This window comes from Ruegeria sp. AL1 (assembly GCF_056540905.1).
The window spans coordinates 233,573-246,565 of the sequence record NZ_JBQFXP010000008.1 but is presented as its reverse complement, the minus strand read 5'-3'; the positions used below and the strand labels follow the sequence as shown (position 1 = coordinate 246,565).

At 59.5% G+C, this 12,993-nt stretch carries 10 protein-coding genes; 5 read left to right on the top strand and 5 right to left on the bottom strand.

The features are described 5' to 3' along the window. Positions 1-648: 648 nt before the first annotated feature. On the bottom strand, positions 649-2,850 hold the full coding sequence (gene katG, locus ACRZ9X_RS14670) for a catalase/peroxidase HPI (RefSeq protein ID WP_480520103.1): 2,202 nt from the start codon (positions 2,848-2,850) through the stop codon (positions 649-651). Positions 2,851-3,254: 404 nt separating this feature from the next. On the opposite strand from katG, the gene ACRZ9X_RS14665 reads away from it, so the two are divergent. Further along, the gene (locus ACRZ9X_RS14665; RefSeq protein WP_480520101.1) at positions 3,255-4,034 is read left to right on the top strand and encodes an aldolase/citrate lyase family protein; all 780 of its coding nucleotides are present in this window, start codon (positions 3,255-3,257) and stop codon (positions 4,032-4,034) included. Positions 4,035-4,051: 17 nt separating this feature from the next. Here ACRZ9X_RS14665 and ACRZ9X_RS14660 read toward each other — a convergent pair whose 3' ends face one another. Beyond that, positions 4,052-5,035, bottom strand: coding sequence for a glycosyltransferase (locus ACRZ9X_RS14660; RefSeq protein WP_480520099.1), 984 nt, complete (start codon positions 5,033-5,035; stop codon positions 4,052-4,054). A gap of 63 nt (positions 5,036-5,098) precedes the next feature. Continuing rightward, on the bottom strand, positions 5,099-5,956 hold the full coding sequence (locus tag ACRZ9X_RS14655; protein WP_480520097.1) for an SDR family oxidoreductase: 858 nt from the start codon (positions 5,954-5,956) through the stop codon (positions 5,099-5,101). 87 nt (positions 5,957-6,043) lie between these two features. Here ACRZ9X_RS14655 and ACRZ9X_RS14650 point away from each other — a divergent pair, with 87 nt between their 5' ends. After that, positions 6,044-6,676 (top strand): class I SAM-dependent DNA methyltransferase, encoded by a 633-nt coding sequence (locus tag ACRZ9X_RS14650; protein ID WP_480520095.1) that lies wholly within the window; start codon positions 6,044-6,046, stop codon positions 6,674-6,676. Positions 6,677-6,702: 26 nt separating this feature from the next. Here ACRZ9X_RS14650 and ACRZ9X_RS14645 read toward each other — a convergent pair whose 3' ends face one another. Beyond that, positions 6,703-7,695 carry a sterol desaturase family protein gene (locus tag ACRZ9X_RS14645; RefSeq protein ID WP_480520093.1) on the bottom strand — a complete coding sequence of 331 codons (993 nt, stop codon included), beginning with the start codon at positions 7,693-7,695 and terminating at the stop codon, positions 6,703-6,705. A 13-nt stretch (positions 7,696-7,708) separates the two neighbouring features. Then, complete coding sequence (locus ACRZ9X_RS14640) at positions 7,709-8,464, bottom strand: class II aldolase and adducin N-terminal domain-containing protein (protein WP_480520091.1); 756 nt, start codon at positions 8,462-8,464, stop codon at positions 7,709-7,711. 118 nt (positions 8,465-8,582) lie between these two features. Between ACRZ9X_RS14640 and ACRZ9X_RS14635 the strand changes: the two genes are divergently transcribed. The 3 genes from ACRZ9X_RS14635 to ACRZ9X_RS14625 all read left to right on the top strand — a co-directional run bounded on the left by ACRZ9X_RS14635 (position 8,583) and on the right by ACRZ9X_RS14625 (position 12,866). Beyond that, a complete protein-coding gene (locus ACRZ9X_RS14635; RefSeq protein ID WP_480520089.1) occupies positions 8,583-9,458 on the top strand; it encodes a LysR family transcriptional regulator in 876 nt (291 codons plus the stop codon). A 145-nt stretch (positions 9,459-9,603) separates the two neighbouring features. Then, positions 9,604-11,406: an adenine deaminase gene (gene ade / locus ACRZ9X_RS14630; RefSeq protein WP_480520087.1), complete on the top strand. Its 1,803-nt coding sequence runs from the start codon at positions 9,604-9,606 to the stop codon at positions 11,404-11,406. Next, on the top strand, positions 11,403-12,866 hold the full coding sequence (locus ACRZ9X_RS14625) for an AMP nucleosidase (RefSeq protein WP_480520085.1): 1,464 nt from the start codon (positions 11,403-11,405) through the stop codon (positions 12,864-12,866). The genes ade and ACRZ9X_RS14625 overlap by 4 nt, the downstream gene beginning before the upstream one ends. Positions 12,867-12,993 lie beyond the last annotated feature (127 nt).

The following is a 12,993-nucleotide window of genomic DNA, read 5'->3' as shown; positions in this document are numbered from 1 at the left end:
GTACAACTAAAAGTCATCTGTTTGTTGTGCTTCAGGTCTCCTAAGAAACCGAAAGCCGTACAAACAGTGAAGCTGACACTCTATCATCGGCGCCGCCACTCACACTACAAGAGCGCAAACAACTTAACCTAAGAGCGCGATATACAGACATCCAATCCGTCGAAACGAACCAAACCGCCCACATATCTCTTCAGTTATCCATCAATGTCAAAGAACATAACACCCAGAGCCAAAAAGCAGACCATCACGCCAAAACCTCAGCGCAACCGCCCATTCCATAACCCAAGATGCCCCCGGTCTCTCCCGAGCGTCACAACCGTCTCTCCGGCCCGTCTCCGCCGTTCCCAGCGTCCCAGCAACCGCCTCAGCAGCGCCGGTGAAGGGGTATTTACGGATTGGGTCCGGGACCTGCAACCCCCATTTTGAAAAAACTTCACATTTTCCGCCACATTTTGCATGAGGTTAAAAAAAACAACAGGTTACCTTTAAATTTCCACCGCCAAAGGACCCCAATCATCCCTTTCAGGCAGCTCAAACCAAGCGAATTGCGGGAATCGCCTTAGTCCTCGGCTTCGGGCACCGGGACTCGGCAAAGAAAACGCCGCCCGGGTTTCCCTGGGCGGCGTGGTTTCGTGAGTGGCCGGGTGTTTACTTGAGGTCGAACCGGTCTGCGTTCATCACCTTGTTCCAGGCCGAGACGAAGTCGCAGACAAACTTGCCGCCTGCGTCCGACTGGCCATAGACCTCGGCCAACGCGCGCAATTGCGAGTTTGAGCCGAAGACCAGATCGACGCGCGTGCCGGTCCATTTGACGGCACCGCTGGCACGATCACGCCCTTCATAGACGCCATTGCCCGCAGGCTTCCATTCGGTGCCCATGTCCAGCAGGTTGGTGAAGAAGTCGGTGCTGAGCGCGCCGACCCGATCCGTGAACACACCGTGCTTGGTATCGCCGAAATTGGCCCCCATGACGCGCAACCCTCCGACCAAGGCCGTCATCTCGGGCGCGGACAGCGTCAGCAGCTGCGCGCGGTCCACCAGCAGCTCTTCGGGTGAGACGCTGAACTCGGTTTTCTGGTAGTTGCGGAACCCGTCAGCCGCCGGTTCAAGCATCGCAAAGCTGTCCACATCCGTCTGTTCCTGCGTTGCATCTGTGCGGCCTGGTGTGAAAGGAACCTCGACATCGTGACCGGCTGCTTTGGCCGCTTGTTCGACACCGACGCTGCCTGCCAGAACGATCACATCCGCCAGCGAAACCTTCTTGCCGTCCGACTGCGCGCCGTTGAACGCGGTCTGAACGCCTTCCAGCGTGTCCAGCACGTTTGACAGCTTCATCGGCTCGTTCACTGCCCAGTCTTTCTGCGGCGCAAGGCGGATACGAGCGCCATTGGCACCGCCGCGCTTGTCCGAACCACGGAAGGTCGAAGCAGATGCCCATGCGGTCGAGACCAGTTCCGACACAGACAGACCAGTTGTTGCGATCCTCGCTTTCAGATCGGCCACATCCGCGTCGTCCACCAGATCATGATCCACGGCGGGCACGTTGTCCTGCCAGATCAGCTCCTCAGTGGGGGCTTCTTCACCGATATAGTTCGAACGCGGGCCCATGTCGCGGTGGGTCAGTTTGAACCAAGCGCGGGCAAAGGCATCGGCGAACTCATCCGGGTTCTCGTGGAAGCGTTTCGAGATCGGGCCATAGATCGGGTCCATGCGCATCGCCATGTCGGCGGTGGTCATCATGGTCTTGACCTTTTTGGACGGATCATGTGCGGCCGGCGCCATGTCTTCTTCTTTCACACCAATCGGCTCCCAGATCCACGCGCCCGAGGGGCTTTTGGTCAGGTTCCAGTCATAGCCGAACAGCAGGTCAAAGAACCCGTTGTCCCATTTGATCGGGTTCGCGGTCCATGCGCCTTCGATCCCCGAGGTTGTGGTGTCGTCACCCTTGCCCGAGCCGAACTTGTTGATCCAGCCAAAGCCCATTTCCTCGATCGGAGCGCCTTCGGGCTCGGGGCCGACCAGGTCCGGATCACCCGCGCCATGCGCCTTACCAAAAGTGTGACCGCCAGCGACCAGAGCGACGGTTTCCTCATCGTTCATCGCCATCCGGGCAAAGGTTTCACGGATGTCGCGGCCCGAGGCCAGAACGTTCGGTTCCCCATCCGGGCCTTCCGGGTTCACATAGATCAGGCCCATCTGTACTGCGGCCAGCGGGTTTTCCAGATCACGCTCACCGGAATAGCGGCTATTCGGGTTATCGGTGGGGGCCAGCCATTCGGTCTCGGTCCCCCAATAGATGTCTTCCTCGGGGGCCCAGATATCTTCACGGCCACCGGCAAAGCCAAAGGTCGTGCCGCCCATGGATTCAATGGCGCAGTTTCCCGCAAGGATCATCAGGTCCGCCCACGAGATCTGGTTGCCGTATTTCTGCTTGATCGGCCACAGCAGACGACGCGCTTTGTCGAGGTTCCCGTTATCCGGCCAGCTGTTGAGCGGCGCAAACCGTTGGTTCCCGGTCGAGGCCCCGCCACGGCCATCCGCCGTCCGGTAGGTGCCCGCGCTGTGCCATGCCATACGGATGAACAACCCGCCATAATGGCCATAATCCGCCGGCCACCAGTCCTGCGAGTCCGTCATCAGCGCGTACAGGTCTTCTTTCAGCGCCTTGTAGTCCAGGCCTTTGAACGCTTCGGCATAGTCGAAATCTGCGCCCATCGGGTTCGAAGCCGATCCATGCTGATGGAGGATCGACAGGTTCAGCTGGTTGGGCCACCAGTCACGGTTTGACCGGGTTCCCGCGCCATGCATTACCGGGCATTTGCCCATGTTTGGGTTGTCACTTCCGTCCATTTTGATCTCCAATTCTGGCTGGCGCCGAAACGTTGTGCTGTTGCGAGTGAGGCAGTGAACATGGTCGCGCGCAATCTCCGCCCTGACACATTACCTGTGACCTGCGCGGGATTGCACAAGTCACGGGCGCGTATCTTTTTGTAAAATGCATCAACGACTCAATCTTGCTGTCTGTCGCGAATCCTATCAAAGGGAACTCATCTGAAAAAGTTTTGTTTTTTGATAATAATAATAACTTTTAATTATCACTTTATTTCTGCAATCTCCATTGGCCTGATTGCGCCTGTAATTCAGTGCCGAGCGTAAGCGCATCCTGCCGCGTCAAACTGCGGAACACCTGCAAAAACACGCGTTGAGGCGTGGGCTGCAAACGTCTACACCCTATGACATTCAGGGAGGACACCATGCCAGCGCCAAAAAATACGTTTAAACAAGCCCTCAGAGACAAGCGCCCGCAACTTGGATGCTGGTTGGGTATGGCCGATCCCTACGCCGCCGAGATTTCCGCTACGGCCGGGTTCGATTGGCTGCTGATCGACGGAGAGCATGCGCCAAACGACCTGCGGTCGATCATGGCGCAGCTTCAGATCGTTCAGGCCTCATCATCTCAGGCGGTGGTGCGGCTACCGGTCGGCGAAACGTGGATAATCAAACAGGTGCTGGATGCGGGAGCGCAGTCCATTTTGATCCCGATCGTCGAAAGCGCCGCGCAAACGCGCGAACTTGTACGGGCCGTCACCTATCCTCCGCACGGGGTGCGCGGGGTTGGGGCCTCGCTGGCGCGCGCATCCAGGTTCGGCGCGATCACAGATTACATTGAAACCGCCGACTCGCAGGTCTGCCTGCTGGTTCAGGTGGAAAACCGCGCGGGCCTGGCCGCTTTGGACGAGATACTTGAGATAGAGGGCGTTGACGGTGTCTTTGTCGGCCCGGCTGATCTGGCCGCCGATCTGGGGTATCCGGGACAGGCCGATCACCCTGAGGTACTGGCGGCGATAGACACCGCGCTGACCAAGATTGTCGCGTCGGACAAAGCGGCGGGGATTCTGACGCTCGATCCGGTGATGCAGAAAACATGTGCCGACATGGGCGTGACATTCATGGCCACACATATCGACGTCGCCCTGTTTGCCAGCGCCATACGTCAGGCGGCAAAAGACGGGCTAAAACTGCTGGGCCGCTAAGCGCCCATCAGGATCCTTCAATGCCCGCTGACCTTTTTGTAAAGCGCGGATTTATAGCCAAACGGGATGCCCAGAACACCCACCAGCCACCCGGCACCGCGCGCGATCTGAATCAGGCGCCTGTCGGGTTGGAACGGCAACAGCAGAATGGCCCCCAGCAAAGCGACTACCCTGAACGGCGCCGAGATAAACCCCAAGGCAGCGCTGAGCGGGCGTTTGTCCAGCTTGCGGCGCATATGGGTATTCGACTGATCGCGCCCCCGCGCCGCCTGATACCAGAAGGATAACCGCTCGGGCGGGATCGTCTCGTACACAAAGGCGTCGGGCACCCAACCGACGGTCTTTCCTGCAGCAACCGCCTCGGCGTAGAATTTTGCATCGGTTCCGCCGGTCATGCGCATGTTTTCGTCAAACCAGATGCCGGTTTCACTGAACAGCCGCGTCTCACCCAGCCAGTTATTGGTGACGATGGTGACGCCGCCCGTATCATTCAAACTGGCCTTGCGCGCAGCGGCACGTTCCTTTTCCATATACCGGTTGCTGATGTTGCGCAGCATAAGGCGCTGCATCGCCGTTTCACCGCCCGCAGGCTCTGCCGCTCGTAAAGGCGCACCAAGCAACACGGCCGAGCTGCCGCGATACCCGGCCACCAGCTTCTCAAGCCAGTCACGGGCCACTACCTCATCATCATCCACGAAACACAACAGATCGGAACTGTTGGCCAACGCCTCTCGCGCAGCGCGGTTGCGCCCAAAGGGAATGCCCAGCTCGGGTTCGAGCACATAGTGCAGCGCAGCCCCATTGGACAGCGTCTGACCAAAGCCATCGACGGTTGCGCGACTTACTTCGGTCGCGTCGTTCTCGACCACCAGAAACCGAACGGTGCAATCTGCAGGCAGCGTCGTCGCGCCCCAACTTTCGATCAAAGCCGCCAGCATCTCGGGGCGCTGGCGCGTCAGGGTGGATACGGTAATGTGCAAAGGCGCGGATCGCTTGTCCATTGGACCCCAATACTATTTCGACCAAGGCGCTGACAAGGCGGATGTGGCGCGCGCAATCCCGTCCTACGGAGCGTTCCGACCCTGCGCCATCAGGGCCTCCAATCCAACCCGATAATTGGGGTACAGCAGGGCAACGCCCAGCTCATCCTTGATCCGGTCATTCCGAACGCGCTTGTTTTCGTTATAAAAACTACGAGCCATTGGCGTCAGATCCGCTTCATCGAATGCCACAGCGGGCGGCAGAGGCAGGCCCTGCAACTCGGCCGCATAGCCAATGACGTCCTGAGGGGGCACCGGTTCGTCATCGCAGACATTGTAGATCGCACTCGGGTTTGGCCGCCGCATCGAAGCCGCCAGCACCTGCGCAATGTCATCGACATGGATACGCGAAAACACCTGCCCCGGTTTGATGATACGCCGCAGCCCCCCGCGTTTGAGTTTGGAGAACGGGCCACGCCCGGGCCCATAAATCCCCGCCAGCCGAAAGATGTGCAACGGCAGGTCGGGGATTCCGGCCCATTGGTCCTCGGCCCTTACCCGCCAACGGCCGCGTTCCGCCGTTGGGGTCGCCGGTGTCGCCTCGTCCACCCAATCACCGCCGTGATCGCCGTATACGGCCGTCGTCGACAAATACCCGACCCATGAAAACTGCGCGGCCCGCTTCGCAATCTCGTCGTACAGCTGCGCCAGCACCGGGTCGCCCTCGGCCGTGGGCGCGGTTGAGATCAACAGATGCGTCACCCCATCCAGATCAGGCGCACCGCCCGGCCAGACCAGCGGTTCGGCTCCGGAGTCTCGGATTACGCCCAGTTGCGCGGCATCGCGCGTTGTGCCGATCACCCGCCACCCTTCGGGCACCAGCGTTCGTGACAATGCCCGCGCCGAATAGCCGTGGCCAAAGGAAAACAAAGTCTGTGTCATGCCCCTTTGATGAGCCGCCCCCCACGGGGATGCAAGCGCCGGATCGACGCACTTGATTCGAATCCCCCGTTGGGCCTTGATTGAAGGATGAGCCAAAAGAGCCCCGACCTGAACGCCGCCTATGCCCTGAAATCGCCCGAGGATAACAAGCGCCTCTATGCGGAATGGGCGGGTGACTACGACGATGGCTTTGCCACGCGCGAAGACTATCAGTTGCACATCCACACCGCGCGCGCCTTTGTCGGCGCAGGCGGTCAGGGGCCGGTGCTGGATGTCGGCGCGGGCACCGGGCTATGCGGTGCTGTATTGGCCGGTCTTGGGGTCGGGCCGATCGATGCCACCGACATCAGCGCCGAGATGTTGCAGCAAGCTATGCGCAAGGACATCTACCGCGACGCGATCGAGGCCGATCTGAACACGGGCCTGCCTGTGCCAGCCGAAAGTTATGCGGGGATCGTATCCTCGGGCACCTTCACCCACGGGCATCTTGGGCCGGACGTCCTGCCCGCCCTGCTGCGCGCGGCCCGGCCCGGGGCGCAATTTGCGCTGTCGATCAACGCCAAACACTATCAGGCGCTCGGGTTCGCGGATGCGCTGCATCACCTGTCCGACACGCAGATCGACAATCTGTCACTGCCCGAGGTTCGCATCTACGGCGACCTGGCCTCGGGCGCCAACAAGGATGATCTGGCCCTGATCGCCTTGTTCGAGAAAACCTGATCCAGCCGATCCGCGGGGCACCGGGCCTACTTGGTATACATCTGCTTTTTGAACGCCCGCGTCCGCACCGTCGCCTCGGCCGAGCCGTCATGATAGGTACCGAACCACTTGTCGAAGGGGATTTCCGAAGTGCCATAGTTGCACTCGAAATACCGGTGGTGAAGTTGATGGAAGAAGTCACCGGCACGCGCCGCATCCGTCTCGCCCGCCTTCAGCTTTTCAAAACCAGAATGCGACAGAACCGGGCTGATCTGCTGGAAATAGGCGTGAAACAATACGTGCAGCGGGTGCGACGGTATGATCAGGTGAATGAAGTAGGTCGTGAAATACAGCAGGTTTTCATACCAGTGGTTCGAGATCCCCGACCATGGCCCGATATTGACATTGCGGTGATGCACGGCGTGGACATGTTTGTACAGTCTGGGGTGATGCTCCAGTCGGTGCACCCAATAGAAGTGAAGCCCGGACCACATGGGAATGAACAGCATCCAGATCACGAACCAGACAGGCGCCGCGGCCCATGTGAGTACCGGCACGTAGTCGTTTGCCATCGCCCAGTAGATGATCCATTGATAGACTGTGGCCACGGTCATCGCACTGCCCAGCGTCCACCAGATATTGTCCCAGACCTGATTTCGGAACGTGAAAGTCCCGTTGTCCCGTGTCAGGTCCCGGCGGTCGAATTTCTTGTACATGCCCTGCCCTTTGCGCATGTAAAGCCACCAATGCAGGCTGCCTGCCACCAGTATCTGAGGCCCTATGTTCAACAGCCAGATTCGGAACATCCACCCCGGCGCAAAACTTTGCATGGTCTCTAATCCGGGGAAAAAGACCGCATATGTGATAATCGCCAGCACCATGCACAGGGTCAGTGACGTGATCGGCAACCACGCCCCCCGATACCAGCTCAAAACCGCAGCGGGGCGCGGCGGCCAGGTGAAGAGCGGATTCAAACCCACCGGTCCTTCGGGATGGTAGTTCCAGCGGGCGGCTTCGGGGTCCTGCGTGACGTCAGTCATGGGCCTCACCTGTTCACGTGGCGTAGTCAGAGCCTTCGGCATCCAGCAGGGCCTTGATCTCTCGCAAATGCGCAGCGGCCTGATCGGGATAGTCGTCGACCTCGGCGGCAGTTTTCTCGGCAATCTCATCTGACATAACGCGCATCGGCTGACCGGTTTGCAGCGCGCGGATATAAGTCTCGGCTGCACGCTCGAAATAATACAGCCTGTTAAAAGTGTCCGCCGGGTCGCGCCCGATCACCAGCACCCCGTGGTTTCCCATGATCATGACCTTCTTTTTCGGGTCGGACAGCATCGCAGCACAGCGCTCGCCCTCGCTTTCAAAGGCCAGCCCGCCAAAGGCTTCGTCCACCACATACCGATTGAAGAACGTCGCCGTGTTCTGATCGATCGGCGGCAGGCTGCTGTCGGCCAAAGACGCCAGAACGGTCGCAAAGATCGAGTGCACATGCATGACGCAGCGCGCATGCGGGCACTGGCGATGGATCGCTCCGTGCAATCCCCAAGCCGTCGGATCAGGAGCACCGGGCTGGCTCATCACATCCGGGTCATTGGCGTCCAGCAACAGCAGGTTCGAGGCCCTGATCCGCGCAAAGTGCATTTGATTGGCGTTCATCAGGAACTGCGTGCCATCCTCATTCACGGCGAGGCTGAAATGGTTCGCCACGGCCTCGTGCAGGTTCAACCGCTCAGTCCATCGGAACGTCGCGGCAAGGTCTACGCGTTCGGGCCAGTGGTCGATATTGGGACGCAGGTTGGTGACGCTCATCTGCGGGCTCCTCTTGTGACAGTCTCTGTTGGGCGAAAGCGTGCCTGCGCCGTACGGGTTTGACCAACGAAAAAAACGTGAGTAATTCATTAGCTGAACTAATGACGAAGTTATGCACATGCAGAAACAGCTACCGCCATTGGGCTGGTTGCGCACGTTCGAGGCCGCTGCCCGGCACTTGTCCTTCACCGGTGCCGCGCGCGATCTGAACATGACGCAAAGTGCGGTCAGCCAGCAGGTCAAATCGCTGGAAGGGTATCTGGGCCAGCCTCTTTTCCTGCGGCGACCGCGCGTGTTGGAATTGACCGAGGCCGGGATCACCTACCTCCCCGTGGTGCGAGAGGCGTTTCGGACACTGGTCCGCGGCACTCAGGCCGTCACGGGGGCGCAACAGAACGCGGTTCAGGTGCAAAGCAACATCACATTTGCGGTCAACTGGCTGGCCCCGCGCCTGCCGCAATTCAGGGCCGAACATCCAGACGTTCAATTGAATATCTTCACCGAATTGTGGGAGCCGCGAGAGATGGCCGAAGGCGCTGCGGTCGAAATCCGATACTCGCTGCGTCCCTCTGACAGGGTCAGAACCGAGTTGCTGAGAACCGATCACTATTATCCTGTTTGCGCACCGGGCTTCGATGTCACATTGGCCTCGCTGCAGGCTTGCCCCCTGTATGACTGTTCCAACCTGCTGTCGAACTGGCAGAGCTGGACGGAAGATCAGGATCTGACCTGGAGTGATCCGCCCATTACCTATTCAACAACCTATCTGGTCAGCCTGTCGGTGGCGATGGCCGGTGGTGGGCTGTGTCTGGCCCATGACACGATTGCACAGGCGCTTATCGCACAGGGACGATTGATTGCACCATTTGAGCACCGTGCCGCGATGCCCGAAGCCTATTATCTGCTCTTGTCCCCGCAGGCCGAAGACGCACCCGGCGCGCTGGCTTTCGCCGAATGGCTGCGTCGCGAGACTGCAGCGGATGCGGGGGGCTGAAACGGCGAGCTCCCGCCCATTGTCAGCGCCCCTGACGGGGCGCACCCACTGGTTGGGCCGGGCAGCGCTGACGCGCTGCGTGACGGTTTCATGACACCTGTCCAGCGGGGGTTGAACCTTTGCGCGCATTCGGGAAAGTTGGGCCATGGAATATACACCTTTCCCCAGTTGGCCCGATGTCGCCCCCCGTTTGATTGCCGTTGCCGCCGGACGTGACGCTGCAGATTTGGTCGTGCGTGGCGGTGTCTGGGTGAACGTGCACAGCCGCGAAGCCTTGACGGCACATGACATTGCCGTTGCAGCCGGGCGTGTGGCGTTTGTCGGGCCCGACGCCTCTCATTGCATCGGACCGGATACCACGATCATCGAGGCCAAAGGACGGTTTATGCTGCCGGGTCTGTGCGACGGGCATATGCATATCGAATCGGGCATGCTCACCCCTGCGGAATTTGCCCGCGCCGTGATCCCGCATGGCACCACATCGATGTTCACGGATCCGCATGAGATTGCCAATGTGCTGGGGCTGGACGGTGTGCGGATGATGCATGATGAAGCGTTGTTGCAACCAGTGAATATCTTCACGCAGATGCCGTCCTGCGCTCCGTCCGCGCCGGGGTTGGAGACCACAGGTTATGAAATCACACCCGAGGACGTGGCCGAAGCGATGAACTGGCCGGGTATCGTCGGGCTGGGCGAGATGATGAATTTCCCCGGAGTAATTCACGGCGATCCGAAGATGCTGGCCGAGATTGCAGCAACTCAGCAAGCGGGCAAAACCGTCGGAGGCCACTACGCATCGCCTGATTTAGGGCCTGATTTTGCGGCCTATGTGGCTGGCGGCCCCGCAGATGACCACGAAGGCACTTGCGAGGCGGATGCGATTGCCCGCGTGCGGCAGGGAATGCGTTCGATGATGCGACTGGGGTCGGCCTGGTACGATGTGGAAAGCCAAATCACCGCCATTACCGAAAAGGGGCTGGACTCGCGCAACTTCATCTTGTGCACAGATGACTGCCATTCGGGTACTCTGGTCAATGACGGTCACATGAACCGGGTCGTGCGGCATGCGATTGCCTGCGGATGCGATCCTCTGGTCGCATTACAGATGGCAACGATCAACACCGCCACGCATTTCGGGTTGGAGCGCGAGATCGGTTCGCTCACACCGGGGCGACGCGCGGACATAATCCTCAGCTCGGACCTGAAAACGCTGCCCGTCGAACTGGTTATCGCCCGAGGTCAGGTCGTAGCCGAGGGTGGAAGGATCACTGTCGACTGCCCGCATCTGAATTGGCCCGAAACCGCGCGCAACACGGTTCATCTGGGGCATAGCCTATCCGATGCCGACTTCGAGATCCCTGCACCTGCCGGGGCTAACCGGGTTCAGGCCAACGTGATCGGCGTTGTCGAAAATCAGGCTCCAACCAAGGCGCTGAAGGCCGAACTGCCTATCATTGGCGGGCTGGTCGAGGGCGAAGGAGATGTCTGCCAGATCGCTCTGGTCGAACGGCATCAGGCGACCGGTGGCGTCACCAACGCCTTTGTTTCAGGCTTTGGATATCAAGGGCAGATGGCCATGGCGTCAACCGTGGCCCATGACAGCCACCACATGATCGTGGTTGGCACAGATCGGGCACAAATGGCGCTGGCTGCAAACCGATTGGCCGAGGTGGGGGGCGGTATCACCCTATTCCGTGACGGGGAGGAACTGGCGCTGGTCGAATTGCCCATCGCAGGCCTGATGTCTGACAGCCCAGCTGCCGACGTGGCAGCCAAGGCGGAACGGATGGTCAAAGCAATGCAAGCCTGCGGCTGCCACCTGAACAACGCATATATGCAGCACTCATTGCTGGCCTTGGTCGTGATTCCGGAACTCCGAATCTCGGATCTTGGGCTGGTGGATGTGCGTACATTTGAAAAGATCGACCTACTGGAACCTCTTGCATGACAATAATAAAAACACCCGACGTCCCAACACCCGAGACATTCACCGACCCGGTCGCCGCTGTCGCGCGTCTGGAACAATTGTACGATCTGGCAACGCGGTTTCTCTGTGACAGTTTCGCCCGTGCCATCGAGCAAGGCACACCGTCGGAACGATTCCGAGCCTATTACCCGGAAATTCGGATCAAAACCTCGTCCTATGCGCAGGTCGACAGCCGGCTGAGCTTTGGACATGTCTCCGAACCCGGCACACATGCTACAACCGTGACACGCCCTGATCTGTTTCGATCCTACCTGACGCAGCAGATCGCGCTGCTGATCAAGAACCACGACCAGCCGGTCACGATCGGAACGTCCGAGACTCCGATTCCCGTCCATTTTGCGGTGGCCAACAACCCTGACCTTGTCGTGCCGCATCAAGGTGCCGCCGGTTTCACATTGCGCGACGTTTTCGACGTGCCGGACCTGACCACAACAAATGACGACATCGTCAATGGCGTGTACGACCACGAGGACACTGCGGGACCGCTGGCCCTGTTTACGGCGCAACGTGTGGATTACTCGCTGGCCCGGCTGGCGCATTACACCGCGACCGACCCCAGCCATTTCCAGAACCACGTTCTGTTCACCAACTACCAGTTTTACGTCTCGGAATTCGAGAACTATGCCCGCGAGCAGCTGGGCGACCCCGAAAGCGGTTATGTCAGCTTTGTCTCAACCGGAAATGCCCGGATCACGACGCCTGACGGGGCGCTGGAAAGACCTTTGAAGCTGCCGCAGATGCCGACCTATCACCTCAAACGCGAGGACGGTTCTGGGATCACCCTGGTCAATATCGGGGTCGGACCGTCAAACGCCAAAACCGCCACCGACCATATTGCCGTGCTGCGCCCACATGCCTGGCTGATGGTTGGTCACTGCGCCGGGCTGCGCAACACACAGGCGCTGGGGGATTTTGTATTGGCCCATGCGTATCTGCGCGAGGACAAAGTGCTGGATGATGACCTGCCGGTCTGGGTGCCGATCCCGCCTTTGGCCGAGGTTCAGGTGGCACTGGAACGCGCCGTGGCCGAAGTGACCGAGCAGGACGGGTACGAACTGAAGCGGATCATGCGCACAGGCACTGTCGCCTCGGTCGACAACCGCAACTGGGAATTGCGCGACCAGTCCGGTCCGGTGCAGCGTCTCAGCCAGTCGCGCGCAATTGCCCTGGATATGGAAAGCGCAACGATTGCCGCAAATGGCTATCGGTTCCGGGTGCCCTATGGCACGCTGCTTTGCGTGTCCGACAAACCGCTGCATGGCGAACTGAAGTTGCCGGGTATGGCGTCTGAGTTCTATACAACACAAGTGAGCCGCCATCTGGCCATCGGAATACGGGCGATGGAGCATCTGCGCGGCATGCCGCTAGAGCGCTTGCACAGCCGGAAATTGCGTTCTTTCGACGAAACGGCCTTTCTCTGAAGCAAAAAAGCAACGATTTCCCCATATTTTTAGGGTTTTCCACGCTACTATTCGTTGTGTTCAGCCACAATATCCCGTTACAGTTACGCGGTGAGGCCCTATTTATCGGGCACGTTAAGGAGACCAA